The sequence below is a fragment of the Streptomyces sp. BRA346 genome (assembly GCF_052851135.1).
Genome location: NZ_JAIWIH010000054.1, coordinates 1 through 18,766, shown reverse-complemented (window position 1 = coordinate 18,766; position 18,766 = coordinate 1). Strand labels below are relative to the sequence as shown.

Here is an 18,766-nt window from a genome sequence, read left to right as displayed (position 1 = left end):
ACACCGCGCGGTGATCAGCGGGTGGCGGTGATCGGACTCGGCCGGTTCGGCACCTCCCTCGCCGCCGAGCTGATGCGGCGTGGCTGGGACGTCCTGGGCATTGATGAGAACGCTCGCCTGGTTCAGAAGTACAGTGACTCACTCACCCACGCCGTGGTGGCCGACTGCACTGACCCGGAAGTACTCGCCCAGCTTGGTGTCGACGAGTTCAGCAGCGCCGTTGTCGCCATCGGTACGGACGTCGAAGCGAGCATTCTCGTCACTTCCAACTTGCTGGAGGCCGGTGTCCCCAACATCTGGGCGAAGGCCATCAGCCGCCAGCACGGCCGGATTCTGGAACGGCTCGGCGCCCATCACGTCGTGCTGCCGGAGCATGAGATGGGTGAGCGCGTCGCACATCTGGTGACCGGGCGGATGCTGGACTTCATCGAGTTCGACGACGACTTCGCCCTGGTGAAGACGATCGCACCGAGTGTGGTACGGGGCGTTCCGCTCGGTGAGAGCAGGCTGCGCAGCACGTACGGCGTGACGGTCGTGGGCATCAAGCCCATGGGAGAGGACTTCACTCACGCGACAGCGGACACGGTCGTCGAGAAGGGCGATGTCATCATCGTTACCGGAAAGACCGCCGCTGTGGAAGCGTTCGCCGAACTGAGCTGAGCCAAGCCGCCGGGAATCATTCGATTGCTCACCGCCGCCCGGGCCCAGCCGTCAACTGTCGGACACCTCGGACAACGTCATCAGGACTCGGTCGTGTTCGTGGGCGTATCCACCGTGCGCCGCCTTGAGTACCCCTGCTTGACCTCATTCCAGCGCGCCGCCTGCCCGGCGGTGAGCCTGCCGCGCAGCTGGGCCAGCTTGAGGAGGTTGGCCTCGGCATCTGCGGTGAGGGTCTGGGCCTCGGCCCGGTAGTGGTCGTCGATGAGCGCTTCCAGTTCGTCGTCGTTCATGGCCGGGACGATGCGTGCGGCGAGCTTGTTGGTGTCGCGGTAGGAGCCCTGTAGGCGGAACGGCGGCTCGGTGCGGGAGGCTTCGGCTTGTGCGGCGGAGGCGATGTAGGCGCGGTTGACCGCGAGCACCGTCTTCTGGATGTGCAGCAGCTTGCGCAAGACGGACAGGATCTGGTCCATTTCGGCCGGGGGGTACGGGTGGGTGAGGCCGTCCGGCCGTGCCCCTTCACCGCCGTCGTCCGCCCGCGCGAGACGGACGAGCAGGTCGATGTCCCCACAGTCCCGGGAGGCGAGGGGGGCCAGCACGGGGTGCGAGGTGAGAGCGTTCTCGATATGGCTGAGCGCGAAGAGCTCCTCCTTGCCGCTCAGGACATCGCCGAGGTTCCATATGTCGGCCCGGTTGGCGAGCATGTCGGGGATGCGGAAGCGCTGCCCGGACTCGGTGTAGGGGTTTCCGGCCATGCACACCGCGAATCGCTTGCCGCGCAGGTCGTACGTGCGCGCTTGGCCGTCCCGCACTCCCTCCACGCGACGCTGGGCGTCGCCGAGGGGGATGAACTTCTGGAGCAGCTCGGGAGAGGTGTGCTGGATGTCGTCGAGGTGGAGGAGGACGTTGTTGCCCATCTCCAGCGCGAAGTTGATCCTTTCGACCTCGCGGCGGGCGGCGGCGTCGGGCGCCGCGGCCGGGTCGAGGGAGTCGGTGCGGCGGCCGAGCGCGGGGCCGTCGACCCGGACGAAGAGGAGACCGAGGCGGGAGGCGACGTACTCCACGAGGGTCGTCTTGCCGTAGCCGGGTGGGGACAGCAGCAGGAGCAGTCCCTGGCTGTCGGTGCGGCGGCCGCCTCCGTCGGCGCCGAGCTGACGTGCGAGGTTGTCCCCGACGAGAGGCAGATAGACCTCGTCGACCAGCCGGTTGCGGACGAAGGACGACAGCACCTTGGGCTGGTACGTGTCCAGGCGCAGCCGCTCGCGCTCGGCGGTGAGCAGTTCCGTGCGCTTGCGGGTGTACGAGCGGTACGCGGGCACGCGGACCCGCCGGAACTCCGTGGTGCGCGTGAGGAATTCGTCGAGGCGGAGGGGCATGGTGCCGCTCGCGACGCGCGGGTGCGTACCGAGCAGGCCGTCGACGGACGCGGCCAGTGGTGCGGCGATGTCGCTGCGCTCGATCGCGGTGCCGCAGACCTCGATCGCGGCCGCCTCCGCCAGATCACGGCGTTCGAGTCCGCTTGCTTCGGCATGGCCGCCGAGCCAGGCCACCGCCAATTGGAAGCGGGCGGCAAGGTCGCCGGAGAGCGCGCGGAGGTCTTCGGTGAACTCCTTGGCACCGGGTGAGCCGTCGCCGCCGAGAGCCGTGCGGAAGGTGGTGAGCAGGGTGCGGGCTTCAGCGCTCGTCGCGAAACGCGGCGGCCCGTCGGCCAGCTCCTCGACGAGGTACGCGCCGATGGCCTCGCGATCCCGGGACGCCGTCGCGAGACCGGGTATCGCCCGAGGCAGGAAACCGGCCGCGGCCGCCCCCAGTTCTGTGCGGAGGTCAGCCGCTCCGGGGACGTGTCCGAAGATGCCACGGGCCCGCGCGAAGGACTGGGCGCGGGTGGTCCACAGGGCGCGTGCGCGCTCCTCCGTCCCGTACGCCCAGAAGAGCTGGGCCGCTGCCCGCACTTCCGGAGTGAAGCGCAGCGCCCCGGCCTCGGCCCGCAGCCGGAGCAGGACGGTGAGGATGCGGGCGGCGTCGTGGTCGTGGACACCTCGGTCGTAGCCCTCGTCGTAGCGGGCCGCGGCGGCCCGGCGGACATCGGTCAGGAGCGTGGCCTCATCCGCGCGGGACAGGGCTTCCCGTGACGCGTCGCCGCCCTCCTCGGCCGCCTCCAGCAGGGTCGCTGCCAGGTGTTCGGAGCGGTAGACCTCGGGCGACTCGGAGATCAGCGGCTGTTCCCAGAACTCCCGGTGCCGGGTCAAGTCCGGGTCGGTGACGGCCGCGAGGTAGTCGGTGCCGGTGATGGCGAAGGCGAGGGCGCCGTCGTGCGGGACGAGGGTGAGGTCGGTCCGCTGGTTCGGAGGCGGGGTGGTGAAGCGGTGGCGGCCGAGCCGGATGGTGCCGGTGCCGTCGTACAGGTCCGCCCGGTCACGCAGAGCGCGGATCGCCTCCTGGCGTGCGGCGATGAGCCCGCCGTCGAGCTCCCCCGCGCGCGCCGGATCGTCGATGGCCCGCAGCTCGTCCGCCGTTGCCCGGACCTTGGCGACGAGCGGGTCGGACGCGAAGAACGTGGCCACCTCGTCGATGTTGCCCAGCGACCGGGCCCGGCGGGTCACGGTGGTGATCAGACGCCGGCCCGACTCGGCCAGCCGCTGCGCGCGCCGTGTGCGCTCGTCGAGCTGTGTCTGCCGACGGGCCGAGAACGCCTCGTAGATCTCCTGCCGCTGGGTGGCGATCCGCTCCTCGTGGGCGTCGACGTCACCGAAGCGGGCTTCGAGGTCCTCGATGCGGGACAGCAGTCGGCCCAGTTGTTCGTCGCACTCCTCGGGTGTCGTGGCGGCGGCCAACGCGCCCGCCACGGCCTGGCCGAGGAGTGCGAGCTCCGCGGCGAACTCGGCGCGTCCCTCGGATGCTCGCAGTTCGCGCCGCCGGGCGTCGAGGGTGGCGCGGGCCTGGTTGACCGCGCCGAGGACTTCCCCGGCGCGGGACAGGACGGAGGTGCGCACCGTGGCGTCGGTGAGGTCCAGCGTGACGATGACGTCGGTGACCACGCGCAGTCCGTCCGCGTGCTCGTCGATACGCTCGGCGACGGGCGTGGCGTCCGCGACGGTGGCGACGGCCGCGGCTTCGCCCGTGAGCGTGGCGACCGCCTGGTGCGTGGCCGCGAAGGCGTCTTCCCCACTGAGGAACGCGGCGGCGCGCCGCCCGGCGGCGGCGAGGTCGTCGTTCAGTCCCGCCGCGAGCGCGTCCACCTGCTCGAGGTCGAGGTACCGGATGTCACGCAGGGTCTCCAGGCGGCCCTGCTCCTGCCGCAGTTCCGTGAGCGCCCGCACCCAGCCGTCGGCGGTACCGGGCTGTTCGCCACGTACGCGCCGCACCAGCGTCGTGATGCGTGCGGTGGCTTCGCCGAGGGTTTCGGCGGCTTTCCGCTTCAGCTCCGCGATCCGCCGGAACTCCTCGGAGACCTGGGCGGCGGTGGCCCGGATCGATTCGACCGGTTCGCCGAGTGCGCCGAGCTCGCGGTCGGGGAGCCAGTGGCAGGAGTCGGCGACTCGTTTCGCGGTGGCCCCGATCGCCTCGAACACGGCCTGGCCGGGCGCCATGTCATGCGCCATCCGCGTCAGTGACAGACAGCCGGAGATGCCGCGCACCAGCTCGGGATTGCCGATGCGGGCGAGCGGGCCGGTGCCCGGGGGGCGTTGCGCGGCGTACGTCTCGGAGAGGTACGGCGTGGTCCACAGCTGGACCTGATGCGCTCGGGCCGGTTCACCGGGGGCGGTCGTGAGGGTGGCGAGTGCGCCGTCGTCGAAGAGCGCCCAGCCGTGCGCCACGATCGGCGCGGCGGCCTCCTGCCGGATGACGTTGTAGGGCAGCAGCAGGACCCGGCCGTCCGCCTCGGCGTGGAACACGAAGAGCGTGTCCTCGCCGCCCGGAGATGGGACGGCCCGTTCGTAGCCGAGTCCGGTGGTGTCGGTTTCGAAGGTCCTGGCGGCGCCGGTGGCGAGGTAGTAGCCGCCGGGGCAGACGATGCCCTGGTCGTCGGGGAGGATGCGGCATGCCTGCCCGATGCCGTCGAGGCGCAGTACCTCCCGCGTGCGGGTGTTGAAGACGAGATGGCGCCACGCGGACTCGTTGTACGGGCGGATACGCAGCAGCAGAAGAGATCCTGCTCGGGCGTGCTCGACATCGGCGTCGGCGAGGGACTGCAACGGTTCCTCGACGGGCTCGGCGTAGATGCCCTCCCCCGTCTCGGTGTCGTCCTCGGTCTTGACGGTCAGGGTGCCGCCGACCGTGGCGACGTACAGACCGTCCGCGACGCGGATGTGGGGGTGGCGGCCGAGGACGTGGTCGTCCCGGGTCGTGGCGGTCCAGGTGACATCGTGGGGTGGCGGGAGGACGTGGTCGCGCTCCCCTTTGGCGTCGAGGTAGGCGGGTGTGCCGTCGGCCGCGATCCGCCAGCGCAGCACCCGGATGTCGGTGGGTCGCTCGCCGGTCCGGAAGACGGCCAGCAGGTACGGGCCGGTGCGGCGCAGCCGCAACAGCCTGGTGGAGCGGTAGTAGCGGTACAGCTCGGTGAAGTCACGCTGGAATCCGGCGTCGTCGAGCAGGCCCGCGAGGGCGTCGGGGGCCAGCGGTCGGAAGCCGTCGTCCGCGCGGTGGAAGAGCGTGAAGACGTCCCCGACATCGGCGACCTCCGTCCGCGGCGTGTTGTGGCCGCACAGCAGCAGCCCGCCGACCTGTACCAGGTCGCAGACGACGGTCGGCTGAGCAGTGCGCAGAACCCCGGTGCCAGTGAGGTCGAGCACACCGTCGCCGAACATCTCCACCCGGCGCTCGTCGAGCGCCCGCGCCCGGCTGCCCAGTTCGCGGGCCGCGCCCAGCAGCCGGTCCCGCAGCACCTCGTACGTCCCGTCCTGAAGCCCGGCCCCCGGGCCGCCCGCCGGTGAGGCCGCGTCCTGGCTCGTACTCCCTGCCGCTCGCGACGCGGCCATTGCCTGCCCGTCGGTGTTCACGTCGTTCCTTCTCCTCACTGGCGTCGGCACGCGGCCCTGCGGCAGAACCCCGAACCGGGGACTACCGGACAGTCCCGTTGGCCTGGGCGGGCACGGCGAGTTCGAGCAGCTTCGTGTCGCCGAGACCGCTCGCCCGTACGGACTCCAGCAGACCCTCCAACGCGCCTGCCTTCGGGCCGGCGTCGGTGACCAGCCGGGTGAGCGCACCGGCCAGGGTCAGGTCGCGGAGGCCGCCGCTGCCCAGGCCCGAGAGCATCGTGCCGATGTCCTGGGTGAAGGTCGAGGCGTCCTTGTCGAGCCACGGGGCCGCCATGGCCTGAACGGACTCCGAGCGGTCGACGAAGGCGTCCACGCCCTTGCCGAGCGAGATCGTGTTCACCAGCCGGTCGAAGAAGACGCTCTCCCCGCCGACGATGTCGATCTTCGCGTTCTCCAGGCCGGTGGCCAGCACGGTGGCCTGGGCCTCGGCGACCTGCCGGTGTACGTCGATCCCGGCGAGCCGTACGTCCTTCTCCGCCTCCAGCCGGAGGCGGAACTCCTCGTGGCCGCGGCCGGCCGCGTCCAGCGCCGCCATCGCCGCCGCTTTCTCCGTAAGGCCCTCGGCCTCGGCCTTCAGCTTCTCCCGCAGACCCTCGGCCCCCGCAACGGCCTTCTCCTTGGCGACCTCGGCCTCCGCGTGCCCGACCTTGGCGATGGCCTCCGCCGTGCGCTCCTGGACTTCGGCCTGGGCGAGTCCGGCGGCCGCCGCGTCCGCGCGCTTGCCCTCGGCGAGCCGGATCGCGGACTGCGCGTCCAGATCGGCGGCCTTGCGCCGTGCCTCGGCCATCGTCAGCTCCTCGGCGGCCCGGTGCTCCGCTGCCTGCTCGGCGGCCTCGGCCGCCTTGATGTCCTTGACCAGGCGCTCCTGGGCCTCCGCCTCGGCGTGGATGATCAGTGCCTGGCGCTCGCGCTCGGCCTCCTCCACCGTACGGAGCTTCTTGATCTCCTCTTCCTGCGCCGCGACGGTCTTCTCCACCGCGATCCGCTCCCGCACCACGTCGGCGATCTCCCGCTTCTCCGCTTCCACCTCCTTGTCGGCAGCGATGCGCCTCAGCTGGGTCTCCCGCTCCCGCGCGATGACCTCCAGCAGCCGGTCCTTCTCGATGCGCTCGCTCTCGATGGCGATGACGCGCTCGCGGTTCTTGACCGCGACGGCGATCTCCCGCTCGCGATTCTCGTTCTGGATGCCGAGAGTCTCTTCGGTCTTCAGGTGCGCGCTGTGCGACCGCAGCCGCTCCTCGGCCTGCACCCGGGCGGTCTCGGCCTCCTCCCTGGCCCGTACGGTCTCGATCTCGCGCGTCTGCTTGATCTCGGCGTCGGCCTGTCGCCGCTCCAGCTCCAGGACCGCCTCGCGGGCCTCGACGTTCTGCCGGGTGATCTCCTTCTCCTCCGTGCGCTGGTACTCATTGGTGCGCACATGCTCGATGGCCGTCAGCTCGGTGATCTTCCGGATGCCCTGGGCGTCCAGGATGTTGGCGGCGTCCAACTGGTCCATCGGCGTCTGTTCGAGATAGTCGATGGCCGCGTCCTCCAGGCTGTAGCCGTTGAGGTCGGTGCCGATGACCGCGATGATCCGGTCCCGGAATTCATCGCGCTTGGTGTAGAGGTCGGCGAAGTCCAACTGCTTGCCGACCGTCTTGAGTGCCTCGGAGAACTTCGCGTTGAACAGCTCTTGCAGGGTGCGCGGGTCACTGGCGCGCGCGGTGCCGATCGCCTGGGCGACCTTCACCACGTCCTCCCTCGTCTTGTTGACCCGTACGAAGAAGGCGATGCGGATGTCGGCGCGGATATTGTCCTGGCAGATCAGCCCCTCGCGGCCGGTGCGGCCGATCTCGATGGTCTTCACCGAGATGTCCATCACCTCCGCCTTGTGCAGCACGGGCAGCACCACGGCCCCCGTGAAGGTCACATCGACCTTGCGGTACTTGGAGACGATCAGCGCCTGGCCCTGGGGCACCTTGCGGTACAGCCGGGTGACGGCGAGGAACACGACGAGTACGACGAGCAGGACGACGGCGATGACCACGCCCAGCCCTACGGTGATGGCATCCATCGGTGAGATCCCTTGGTTGTCCGGGATGTGGGAAGCGAGAAGTGTGTTCAGATGGCCGGGCGGTGGGGGTCGAGCGCGCTGTCGAAGGGTGCGACCCGGAAGAACTCGCCGTCGGCGTCGTAGTCGAAGATGAGCGCGTGGGAGCCCGAAACCAGCCCGGTCTCCTCGGTGCGGACCTGGACGGTCGCGGTCGATCCGTCGTCGGACGTCACCTCGGCCTGACCGAAGTCGGCGCTCACGCGGGAGGTACGGATCACGCAGACGCGGCCCACGAAATGCTCGCGCGACGGCACGCGTTCAGGAGGCAGGAAGCGGTGGGCCAGGCGCCGCTGCAACCTGATGCCGACCCAGGCCGCCCCCAGCGCGGCGGGCAGCACGGCGAGGCGCAGCCAGCGGTGGTCGATCAGCGCGTCACCGGCCAGGGCCACGAACCAGGCAATGACGATTCCAGTCGAGACCATGGCCGTGACCGGTATTCCGGCGGTGCCGGCGTGGACGCCGTCTCCCCCGTCGAAGGCGTCCACGCCGATCCCTCCCAGCAGCACCACAAGCCAGTACCCGGCCACGACGAGGAGCGCGAAGCTGAACAGAACCGTGGGAAATTCCAGCGCGGCCCGCAGGAACCCAGCCACAGCACCACCCCCGTCTCCTCGTCTCGGTGCCACGGCATCGTGACACCGCGGGATGCGGCCGAACATTGCCGGATCCCGGCAATCTTCACGCGCTCCTGACGTCCTGTTAACACGGGAACCGAACGGGCCCTGGGAAGCGTCTACAGCGGCTCGTGCGGCCATCCCAGCAGCCGCGCCCCCATCGCCGCCGTCTCCAGCGTGAAGCGCTGTAGCGCGTCCCCGGGGTCATAGCCGGTCAGGCTCTTGATCCGCGCAAGCCGGTAGGAGAGGGTGCGTACGCTGATCTTCAGGCGGCGTGCCGCCTCGGCGTTGACATAACCGGCCGCCGCGCAAACGGTGAGCGTCTCCAGCAGTGGCCCGGCCCCGCCGCGCGATACCGTGAGCGGGCCGAGCACCGTCCGCACCAGGTCGGACATGGCCGCCCGGTCACGCAACAGCACCGGAAAGACCAGCAGGTCGGCGGCGTGCAGAACGGGCCCTGGCAGCTCCAGTCGCTCGGCGAGTTCCAAGGCGCCAAGGGCCTCCTCGTAGCTGAGCACCACACCGCCCGCTCCCGGGTGCTCACGGCCGATGGCCACCCAGCGCGCCCCTGAGTACCCGGTGCCGGGCCATTCCGCGTACTTCGCGAAAGTGTCCAGGATGACCCGCTCACTGCTCGCGGCGACGCACACCAGCCGCCCGTCCTTGGTGGTCAGCAGTATGTCGTGCTCACCGAACCGGGCGATCAGCTCCCGCTCGACACGGCGCACCACCGGATGGACGTCGTCGTACGGCTCGTCACCCTCGGCGATGGCGACCGCGTGGGAACGCGCCAGTCGCAGCCCGAACCGCTCGGCGCGCTCGGCCAGCCTCCCCAGGTCACTACGCCCGTACAGCAGATCATCGATGAACTCTCGCCGGACCGCTTCCTCCTGCCGTACCGCCAGGTGCTGCGCCCGCTCGTGCCCTTCCCCCAGCGCGCTGATCGCCGCGTCCACGGCGCCGAGCAGCGCGTCGTCGATACGGGCCAACGCCGCCGCACTCGGCGCCCGAGTGACGCCGGGTAGCGAACCCCAGAGTCTGCGGGTCTCGCCCAGATACAGTCCGATCAGCTCCCGCAGCCCGTATCCCGCCTCCGCCGCCCGCTCCCCCAGCTCGCGCAGCGCGTCCAGCTCGGGCCGCCGCAACAGCCGACCGGTCCCGGAGACATCGGCGAGCATGCCCGCGTAGTCTCCGAGGAAATGCCCGGGTATGCTGCCTCGCTTCACCCGTCCGCCCCTTCTGGTCCTTCGGCCCCAGGACCGGAATCCGTCGTTCCCTTGGTTGCTCCCGCGTCGGTCATCGGGTCTCCGGGTCCCCTCGCGCTGCGGGGTTTCCGCCGAGGAGTTCACCCAGGCCCTGGCGGGTGGCGGCCAGCACCACGCGGTCGTGCGGCTTCAGTACGTAGCCGGGGTGCGGGTCCCACACCAGACCGGGCTCCCGTGCGTCGCCGTCGTACGGGAGCGCCGCGGCGAGGTCGCGCTGCCGGTCCGCCGGTTCCGCCGCGTCGAGCGCGATCACCCGCCAGGCGCCGGGCTTGAACGCTTCGGCGACCGTGCGGTCCTCCAACTGCGGATGGCCCGCGACGTGCAGTGCGGCGAAGAGCAGCACTGTGCGTTCGACTGGTATGGCGCCCAGAACCTGGCGGCCCATCATGGCCCCGGCGAAGGCCGGCGCCGCGAGTGTGGAGACACTGCGGCTGCGGGTCAGGGCCTGGGGGTGAGCGGCCCGCAGGGTGCGGTAGACGGCGGTGGCGAAGCGATCGTCGTACAGGCGCAGTGCTACCCGCAGTCCCGGTTTGACCGAGCGGGCGTACAGCGTCGCCTCCAGGTTGGTGGTGTCGGAGCTGGTCAGTGCGAGCAGCGCATGCGCCCGCCGGATCTTGGCGGCCTCCAGCACACCTTCCTGGGTGACGTCACCGACAACCGTCGGCACCCCCAGCCGCCGGGCGAGCGGGACACCGCGCGCTTCGGGGTCCTCCTCCACACACACCACGGGGATGTCCAGTTCACGCAGTCTCGCCAGCACACGAGTGCCCACCTTGCCGAGGCCGAGCAGGACGACATGGCCGGAGAGCCCGCGCGGCGGCCGACGCAGCGCGGACGCGGTCCGGAAGGTGCCCAGCGCTTCGAGGGCCGCAGCCACCAAAACGGGCAGCAGGAGCAAGCCGATCAGCCCGGACAGCAGTTGGAGGACCTTGCGCGCGGTCGGCTCGTCGAGCGCCGGGTCGTCGATGGCCAGCACGTCCAGCACGGTGAGGTAGGCCGCGTGCGGGAGGTCGTCCCCGGTGAACCGCCATGAGGCGAGGGCGAGCGCGAGAACGGCGGTCACCATCCCGGCGACGGACCAGCGCAGTCGGCGGGAGAACAGCGAGGCGAGCGGCACCCTGCGGCTGCCGAGCCGCCGCGGTGGAAGGGACGTACCGGTGGAGGAGACGGCTTCCAGCACCACCGTGCCGCGCCCGGTGGCGGCGGCGACCTCCGCGTCGCCCGGCAGCAGGCGCGGGCCTTCGTCGCCGCTGCTGTCCGAGCCCTCGCTGCCGCCGGGGTCACTGGTGGTGGACGAGAGCAGGGCGAGGGTGCACAGCCCCGGGTCGGCGACCTCGTCGCGGCCGGGCGGGGTGCGCTCGGCCGCGTGCAGCAGCAGCCCGTCGGCCTGCACCACTTTCCGGGTGCCCGCGACGGCGGTGGCCGCGAGCGCGGGAGCCACGGTGTCGGCGTCGGACAGTACGGTGGTGGCGGCGTCCAGCTCCGCCGGGTCCATGCCGGGGTCGGCGACCACCGCGGCCTGGTCGAGCAGGTCTTCCAGGTGCTGGCCCAGTTTGCGGTTGTAGAGCCGGATGACCAGCCGCAGGCGGGGATTGAGCCGGCGGGCACGTAGTGCGGCGTGGATGTTGGTCTCGTCGTCGTCGTGGACCAGAGCCAGTGCCGTGGCCCGCTCCGCTCCCGCCTCGGTCAGCACGTCATCGGCGAGGTCCGGCGCCTCCATGACCCGAACACGCGTATCCGGAGCCTCGCCGGACGCACCCTGGCGGGGAAGCGGCGCCCGTCCGACCGCCGCTGCCACGCGGCCGAGGAGGGCGGACGCGCGAGCGGGTCCTGTGGTCCGTAGCCGCGTGGTCTCCCGTACCTGGGCCGCGACCGGAACGACGACCGTCACCTGTGTGCGGTAGACCTCGTGCAGTTCGGCCGCGAGGCGGTGGGCCAGCGCGTCGTCACCGCAGACGATCATGTGCGGGACGGCAGGATCGCCGGGTGCCCCATGAGGCGAGGAAGACATGATGGTGGAGACCCCCCGTGGGTCGGTGATGTCAGCCGTCAGCCGAGGGCGAAGTACCGCAGCCACAGGTATCCGGCGGCGATGGTGACCGTGACCGCGGTGACGACCAGCCCGTATTTGGTGAACTGCCAGAAGGAGATGGGCTGCTGGTTGCGTTCGGCGATGCCCAGGACGACGACGTTGGCGGATGCGCCGATGGCGGTGGCGTTGCCGCCGAGGTCGGCGCCCAGGGCCAGGGCCCACCACAGCACGTGGACGCCGTCGCCGCCGAATCCGTGCGCGAGGTCGGCGGTGATGGGGGCCATGGTGGCGACGTACGGAATGTTGTCGACGACTCCGGACAGCACGGCGGAGCCGAACACCAGCAGCATCGTCGCGCCCAGTTCGCTGCCACCGGTGGCATCCGCCAGCGCTCGGGAGACCTCCCCGATGACGCCTGTTTCGATGAGCGCTCCGACCATGATGAACAGCCCGGCGAAAAAGGCGAGGGTCGGCCACTCGACCTCCTTCAGCGCCTCGCCGGTCTCCACCTTCGATATGGCGATGAGTATCCCGGCGCCGAGCAGGGCGACCACGCTCGGCGCGTAGTGCAGCACCGGATGCGCCACGAACCCGAAGACGACCAGGGCGAGGACGCCCAGGCCCTGGTACAGCAGCCGGTGGTCGCGAATGGCTTCGCGTTCTCCCAGCACCATCACGTCGGCGGCGCGGTCCTCGTCGTACACCAGCACCCTGCGGAACATCACCCGGCACAGCACCACCAGAACGGCGGTGAGAACCGCGGCGATGGGCGCCAGGTGGACCAGGAAGTCATTGAAGGTCAGCCCGCCCCGGCTGGCGATGATGATGTTCGGCGGATCACCGACGAGCGTCGCGGTGCCGCCGATGTTGGACGCCATCACCTCGGCGATCAGGAACGGTGCCGCGGGCAGCGCGAGGCGCTCGCACACCAGCAGGGTGACGGGGGCGACCAGCAGGACCGTGGTGACGTTGTCCAGCAGCGCGGAGGCGGAGGCGGTGATGACGATCAGCATGGTCATCACGCGGAAGGGCTTGCCGCGGGCGCGTTTGACCGCCCAGATCGCCAGATACTCGAACAGGCCGGTCTGCCGTAGCACTCCGACGATCGCCATCATGCCGAGCAGCAGGAAGACGACGTTCCAGTCGATTCCGGAGTGCTCGTCGAAGAAGGCGGCCTTGTCGTCGGTGGCACTGATCGCGAGCATGGCCGCCGCCCCGGCCAGGGCGGCGGCCGCGCGGTGCACGCGCTCGCTGATGATCGCCACGTACGCGATCACGAAGACCGCGATCGCCGCCCAGCTGTGCCAGTCGCTCATGTCACCCCAAGAAGACGTTCCAGCAGATGCGCGGCGGTGATCACACCGAGCAGCCGGGAGCCGCCGCGCTCCCCCCGCTCATCCCGTTCCACCACCGCGATCAGCGGGCTGCGTTCGCGCGCCATGAGCGCCGCGACCTCCAGCGCGGTGTCATCCGGGTCCGCGACCGGCGGCTTGTGACGTTCCCGGGGCAGGCAGTCGGCCACCCGCCGTCCCGCCAGTGCCTGGCACAGCCGGTCCGCGTGCGGCTCATCGACGACCGCCGCGAGAGTCGGGTCTTCGATCACGTAGCCGGGCACGAGCAGCTTGACCAGAGTCGACCCGGGCAGCACGGCATAGGGCTCCGCTCCGTCGTCCATCACCAGCACCCCGGGCAGCCGCCGCTCCGCCAGCAGCCGTGCCGCGTCCAGCGCATCGCTGTCCAGGTGCACCGACGGATATTCCACCGCCAGATCACGTGCGCGCATTGCCGTCCTCCTCCATCCGGGCCGCAGGCTCCGCGGCCACCGCGGTCCGTTCCCCCTTGTGCTCATCGTCATCGTCGTCATCCGGTATGCCGACGAGGTCCTCGACATCGAAGAGACGGGCGACGGGCACATCCGTACTGCTGTGGGCGGCGATGGAGAAGGCGATGCATACCGCGATCAGGGTGTATGCCTCCTGGCCCTGCGGGATGCCGGACTGGAGCACCAGCAGCCCGTAAACGACGGAGGCGAAGCCTTTCGGGCCGAACCAGGCCGCCGCCAGCTTCTCCCGCCGGTCGAAACGCGTGCCGATCAGCGAGATCAGCAGCGACGCCGGCCGGACCAGAACGATCGCCAGGACCACGGCGACATACCCGCCGACCGACAGGTCACCGAACAACCGCGGCGTCAGCAGCGCCCCGAACACCAGTAGTGCCGCGAACTTGCTCAGCTCCGCCAGCGCCTCCCCCAGGGGTTCGAAGGCATGCCTGGACTCCGGCGACACCGAGGCGAGCACCGCGCCTGCGGAGAAGGCCGCCAGGTAGGGGTTGGCGTGGGTGAGATGGCAGGTGGCGTAGAGGATCACCCCGGTCGCCAGCGGCAGCAGCGGCTGGAGCTTCGGCTCCGCGCCCAGCAGCCGGAACCGCACGAGCCCGTTCACGACCAGCGGCAGCACGACGCCCAGCGCCAGACCGCCGACCAGCTCCAGGGCGATCTTCGACAGCGACGCTTCCGCCGCATCCGAGGTCGGCCCGGCCGTCGCGATGAGTACCAGCACGACCGGCAGCGCCAGCCCGTCGTTGATCCCGCTCTCCACATTCAGCAACTGCCGCAACCGCGCCGGGACCTCCTTACGGCCCACGATCGCCGACGCGAACACCGGGTCGGTCGGCGCCAGCACGGCCCCGACCAGGAAGGACGTCGTCCAGTCCAGACCGGCCAGGAAGTGGGTGATCAGCGCCATCCCCACGAACGCCAGCGGCATCCCCACGCCGAGGGCACGCGCCGGATTCCGCCAGGCGCCGCGCAGGGCGGGGAACGAGACATGCATGCCGTCGGTGAACAGCACCGCGAACAGCGCGAGATCGGCCGTGACCGAGACGATCGGACTGTCCGCCGTGATGTGGATCAGGCCGAAGGCCCCGTCGCCGACGAGCGCGCCCGCGACGAGGAAGAGCAGTGATGTGGAGAGTACGGAGCGGGCCGCCAGGCCCGAGACCAGTACCGCGATGAGGAGTGCGACGCCGAAAACAGCGATGAGCACCATGGGTTGTTCCGCCCCCGATCGGCAAAGAGAGTGATCCCCTGTTCGCCGACCAGACTTCCCGGCACTCCGCCAGGAACCTTACAGGATCCTGACGCGTTGACTATGGAATCTTGATCCTGGTTGTCACCGCTCTTGGCAGAGCCCGCCCCGTACCCCGAGCTGGGGCGGTTATGCCTGTTCCTGCGTCGGAGTCCGCCTGCCGGGCCGCGCTGTTCTTACGCTCAGCTGTTCAGGTCGCGGCGCCCGAAGCGGACCGCGCCCAGCGCCACGAACGCGACCGCGGCAACGCCGAGCTCCCGGAGTTGGATGACATTTTCCACACCCGGAACATAGCGAGTATTCAGAGATCTGTAAACAAATGGAGATGTCTGATAGTTGAGTATGCTGAGAGCCATGGAAGGTGACGAGGGCACGCGGCTGCGCGAGACGGCGGAAAGACTGGCACTCACCCTGGCGCAGGGCGGCATGCAGAAGACCACCGCGCGGGTGATGACCGCCCTGCTCTTCAGTCGGCAGGAGACGATGACGGCCGCCGACCTCTGTGAGGAGCTGAACATCAGCTCCGGCGCCGTCTCCAGCGCGGTCAAGCAGCTCATTCCCACCGGCATGATCGAGCGCGTCCCGGCCCCGGGAAGCCGCCGTGACCACTACCGCTTCCGCGAGCACGCCTGGGCCACCTTGATGAGCAGCCAGAACGAGATGCTCGCCGTGATGGGCGATGCCGCTGCCGAGGGCATCAAGGAGGCCGGCGCGGACAGCGTCGCCGGGCGCCGCCTCCACGAGATGCAGGACTTCTACGCATTCATGCGGCGCGAGATGACGGCGTTGATCGACCATTGGCGGGAACAGTACGACGCCGGTCGCTGACGGAGGCCCCCGGTTGCGTTGCCTTCGACTGTTCTGACCAGCGTCAGGGCCGGTCCGGGCCACGCCTGCGGCGATGCAGGAAGCGGCCGTGCGCGGCCTCGGTGTGGGTGACGACGTAGACGTCGATGTCGTCACCGGACCCCTCGATGATGGACTCGCCCACACCCCGGGTGAACAGCTCCTTGACGCGACTGCGCCGGGTGGCGCCGATGACGATCTGGGTGGCGTTGACCTCGCGGGCCAGTTCCAGGACGGCTCGTGCGGTGTCGTCGCCGGTCACCGTGTGGAAAGTGCCGCCGAGGTCTTCCACCAGGGCGCGTTGGCGGGACAGGAGCTGTGGGGAGGCGGTGACCAGCCCGTCGCCGCGTTCGACGTGGACGGCGAGGAATTCGCCGCCCGCCCCGCGGGAAGCGGTCCGTTTGCCACGTCGGATGAGGGTGTCGCCTTCGGGCCCTCCGGACAGGGCGACCAGCACGCGTTCCCGGGTGCCCCACGGCTGCTGGATGCCATGGTTCTTGCGGTAGCGCAGGAGTGCTTCCTCGACGCGGTCGGCTGCCCACAGCAGTGCGATCTCCCGCAAGGCGGTGAGGTTGCCGGGCCGGAAGTAGTGGGTCAGAGCGGCGTCGATCTTCTCCGGCGGGTAGATGTTGCCGTGGGCCATCCGACGGCGCAGTGCCTCCGCGGACATGTCGACCAGTTCGATCTGGTCGGCGCGACGGACCACGTCGTCGGGGATGGTTTCCCGCTGCCGGATGCCGGTGATCTGTTCGACGATGTCGCCCAGCGACTCCAGATGCTGGATGTTGACGGTGGAGATGACGTCGATGCCCGCTTCCAACAGCTCTTCGACATCTTGCCAGCGCTTTTCGTGCCGGGAGCCGGGGACGTTGGTGTGGGCGAGCTCGTCGACGAGGGCGACGTGCGGGTGGCGGGCGAGTACGGCGTCGAGATCCATCTCGGGGAAGGCCGTTCCGCGGTAGGGGATGCTCGCGCGGGGCACGGTTTCCAGGCCCTCGGCCATCTTCCGGGTCAGCGGCCGTCCGTAGTCCTCCATGAAACCGATGACCACGTCGGTGCCCCGACCGGCGCGGCGCTGTCCCTCGCCCAGCATGTCGTAGGTCTTGCCGACCCCGGGAGCCGCACCGAGGTAGACCCGTAGCCTGCCGCGCGGCACGTGTCACTCCTTTCGGGCGGGGTCCGGGACGTAGCCCTGTGGCTCGTCGAGGAAGCCGAAGCGCCCTCCTCTCCATGGTCGTACGCCGACCGGCCGTGCGCGCTTCCCAGGCTCATGTGGTGGCTTTGGTCGGGAGGTCGGCGGGCGGCGCGGGCACGCGGCCGTCGGCGACCCGCAGGGTGAGGACCATGGTCATGCCGCCGCCGGGTGTGTCCTCCGCGGTGAGCGTGCCGCCCATTGCCTCGGCGAAGCCGCGGGCCACCGCGAGCCCGAGGCCGACGCCGGTCCCGCGGGGGGCGTCGCCATAGCGCTGGAACGGCTCGAAGATGCGGTCCTTCTCCTCGTCCGGAACGCCCGAGCCGCGGTCCACCACGCGCAATTCGACCCGGTCGCCGATCGCGCTCGCCGAGACCTTCACCGCCCGCCCCTCGGGGCTGTACTTGACGGCGTTCTCGACGATGTTGGCCACGCTGCGTTCCAGGAGTCCCGCGTCGACCGCGACCATGGGCAGATCCTCAGGGATGTCCAGGACGACGTCGGCCTCGGGCACGCCTACCAACGCCATCGGCGCCACCTCGTCCAGATACACCTCGCGGATCAGCGGTGTCAGGGTGCCGGTCTGCAACCGGGACATGTCCAGCAGGTTCCCGACCAACTGGTCCAACCGGTCCGCGCCCTCCTCGATGGCGGCCAGCAGTTCCGCCTCGTCCTCCTCGGACCAGGCGACATCGTCGGAGCGCAAGGAGGTGACCGCGGCCTTGATGCCCGCGAGCGGGGTGCGCAGATCGTGGGAGACCGCGGCGAGCAGCGCGGTGCGGATGCGGTTGCCCTCGGCGAGCTCGCGTGCCTGGTCCGCCTGGACCTGCAAGCGCTGGCGGTCCAGGACGACGGCGGCCTGGGCGGCGAAGGCGGCGAGCACCCGGCGGTCCTCGGCTGGAAGTACGCGGCCGCTGAGTGCGAGGACCATGTGGTCGCCGACCGGCATGTCGACGTCGGCGTCCTCAGGGCGTTGGAGTGGGCGGGCTTCGCCGACGCTGCCCGCGCAGGTCCACGGTTCCCGTTCGCTCTCGCGTTCGAAGAGCGCGACCGAGTCCATGGCGAAAGTCTCGCGTACGCGCTCCAGCAGCGCTTCCAGGCTTGTGTCGCCACGCAGCACGCTGCCGGCGAGAAAGGAGAGGATCTCGGATTCGGCACGCAGCCGGGCGGCCTGGTGGGTGCGGCGGGCGGCAGTGTCCACCACGGTTGCGACCGCGACCCCGACCGCGAAGAAGATCGCGATGGCGACGACGTTCGCGGGGTCGGAAATCGTCCAGGTGTGGGTGGGCGGGGTGAAGTAAAAGTTGAGCAGGGCGGAGCCGACCGTGGCTGCGGCGAGTGCGGGCAGCAGGCCGCCGAGCAGGGCCGCCCCGACGGTCAGTGTGAGGAAGAGCAGCACCTCGTTCGCGAAGCCCGGCCCCGTGCCGGCGGGTTTGGCGTTGAGCGTGGTGAGCACGAGGGTGAGCAGTACGGGCCCGATGGCACCGATCGCCCAGCCCGCGATGATCCGGGAACGGCCGAGCCGCGCTCCGCGGGCGACGGGGAGCCCGCGGCCCGTGCCGACCTCGTCATGGGTGACGATGTGCACGTCGAGGTCCGGGCCGGATTCCCTGGCGACGGTGGAACTGACGCCCGGCCCGAACACGTACTGCCACGTGCGCCGACGACTGGCGCCCAGCACGATCTGGGTGGCGTTGACGCCGCGCGCGAACTCCAGCAGCGCGGTGGGGACGTCGTCGCCGATGACGTGGTGGAAGGTGCCGCCCAGGTCCTCGACCAGGGTGCGCTGGACCGCCAGCTCCTTCGGGGAGGCGGAAGTGAGGCCGTCGCTGCGGGCGATGTAAACGGCCAGGATCTCGCCGCCGGAGCCCTTGGCCGCCATCCGGGAGGCGCGCCGGATGAGCGTGCGCCCCTCGGGGCCGCCGGTGAGCCCGACGACGATG

At 70.3% G+C, this 18,766-nt stretch carries 11 protein-coding genes and 1 pseudogene; 2 read left to right on the top strand and 10 right to left on the bottom strand.

The features are described 5' to 3' along the window. The first annotated feature begins 21 nt into the window (after window positions 1–21). On the top strand, window positions 22–660 hold the full coding sequence (locus LCH29_RS40035) for a potassium channel family protein (protein ID WP_446466605.1): 639 nt from the start codon (window positions 22–24) through the stop codon (window positions 658–660). Between the two features lie 80 nt (window positions 661–740). Here the strand turns inward: LCH29_RS40035 and LCH29_RS40030 are convergent, their stop codons facing one another. From LCH29_RS40030 to LCH29_RS39995, 8 genes are all read right to left on the bottom strand, one after another. Beyond that, window positions 741–5,636 carry a DNA repair ATPase gene (locus LCH29_RS40030; RefSeq protein ID WP_446466616.1) on the bottom strand — a complete coding sequence of 1,632 codons (4,896 nt, stop codon included), beginning with the start codon at window positions 5,634–5,636 and terminating at the stop codon, window positions 741–743. A gap of 82 nt (window positions 5,637–5,718) precedes the next feature. Beyond that, entirely contained in the window at window positions 5,719–7,749 is a 2,031-nt protein-coding gene (locus LCH29_RS40025; protein WP_446466604.1) for an SPFH domain-containing protein, read from the bottom strand. 47 nt (window positions 7,750–7,796) lie between these two features. Further along, window positions 7,797–8,381 (bottom strand): hypothetical protein, encoded by a 585-nt coding sequence (locus LCH29_RS40020; protein ID WP_446466603.1) that lies wholly within the window; start codon window positions 8,379–8,381, stop codon window positions 7,797–7,799. 140 nt (window positions 8,382–8,521) lie between these two features. Then, window positions 8,522–9,580, bottom strand: coding sequence for a PucR family transcriptional regulator (locus LCH29_RS40015; RefSeq protein WP_446466615.1), 1,059 nt, complete (start codon window positions 9,578–9,580; stop codon window positions 8,522–8,524). 118 nt (window positions 9,581–9,698) lie between these two features. Continuing rightward, window positions 9,699–11,630 carry an NAD-binding protein gene (locus LCH29_RS40010; RefSeq protein WP_446466602.1) on the bottom strand — a complete coding sequence of 644 codons (1,932 nt, stop codon included), beginning with the start codon at window positions 11,628–11,630 and terminating at the stop codon, window positions 9,699–9,701. 86 nt (window positions 11,631–11,716) lie between these two features. Beyond that, a complete protein-coding gene (locus LCH29_RS40005) occupies window positions 11,717–13,015 on the bottom strand; it encodes an SLC13 family permease (protein WP_446466601.1) in 1,299 nt (432 codons plus the stop codon). After that, a complete protein-coding gene (locus tag LCH29_RS40000) occupies window positions 13,012–13,482 on the bottom strand; it encodes a CBS domain-containing protein (RefSeq protein WP_446466600.1) in 471 nt (156 codons plus the stop codon). The genes LCH29_RS40005 and LCH29_RS40000 overlap by 4 nt, the downstream gene beginning before the upstream one ends. Then, window positions 13,469–14,746 carry a cation:proton antiporter gene (locus LCH29_RS39995; RefSeq protein ID WP_446466599.1) on the bottom strand — a complete coding sequence of 426 codons (1,278 nt, stop codon included), beginning with the start codon at window positions 14,744–14,746 and terminating at the stop codon, window positions 13,469–13,471. The genes LCH29_RS40000 and LCH29_RS39995 overlap by 14 nt, the downstream gene beginning before the upstream one ends. Window positions 14,747–15,139: 393 nt before the next feature. Between LCH29_RS39995 and LCH29_RS39990 the strand changes: the two genes are divergently transcribed. Continuing rightward, entirely contained in the window at window positions 15,140–15,613 is a 474-nt protein-coding gene (locus LCH29_RS39990) for a GbsR/MarR family transcriptional regulator (protein ID WP_446466598.1), read from the top strand. Window positions 15,614–15,689: 76 nt separating this feature from the next. Here LCH29_RS39990 and LCH29_RS39985 read toward each other — a convergent pair. Next, window positions 15,690–16,787 (bottom strand): annotated as a pseudogene (locus LCH29_RS39985) (universal stress protein); the annotation flags it as partial. Between the two features lie 112 nt (window positions 16,788–16,899). Continuing rightward, the coding region (locus tag LCH29_RS39980; RefSeq protein WP_446466597.1) for an ATP-binding protein at window positions 16,900–18,766 on the bottom strand (1,867 nt) is incomplete at its 5' end.

What these genes read in the sequence shown, in the direction of transcription:
- LCH29_RS40005 (WP_446466601.1), bottom strand. Translation starts at nt 13,015, where the DNA reads ATGAGCGACTGGCACAGCTGGGCGGCGATCGCGGTCTTCGTGATCGCG.
- LCH29_RS40015 (WP_446466615.1), bottom strand. Translation starts at nt 9,580, where the DNA reads ATGCTCGCCGATGTCTCCGGGACCGGTCGGCTGTTGCGGCGGCCCGAG.
- LCH29_RS39990 (WP_446466598.1), top strand. Translation starts at nt 15,140, where the DNA reads ATGGAAGGTGACGAGGGCACGCGGCTGCGCGAGACGGCGGAAAGACTG.
- LCH29_RS40030 (WP_446466616.1), bottom strand. Translation starts at nt 5,636, where the DNA reads ATGGCCGCGTCGCGAGCGGCAGGGAGTACGAGCCAGGACGCGGCCTCA.
- LCH29_RS39995 (WP_446466599.1), bottom strand. Translation starts at nt 14,746, where the DNA reads ATGGTGCTCATCGCTGTTTTCGGCGTCGCACTCCTCATCGCGGTACTG.
- LCH29_RS40025 (WP_446466604.1), bottom strand. Translation starts at nt 7,749, where the DNA reads ATGGATGCCATCACCGTAGGGCTGGGCGTGGTCATCGCCGTCGTCCTG.
- LCH29_RS40000 (WP_446466600.1), bottom strand. Translation starts at nt 13,482, where the DNA reads ATGCGCGCACGTGATCTGGCGGTGGAATATCCGTCGGTGCACCTGGAC.
- LCH29_RS40010 (WP_446466602.1), bottom strand. Translation starts at nt 11,630, where the DNA reads ATGATCGTCTGCGGTGACGACGCGCTGGCCCACCGCCTCGCGGCCGAA.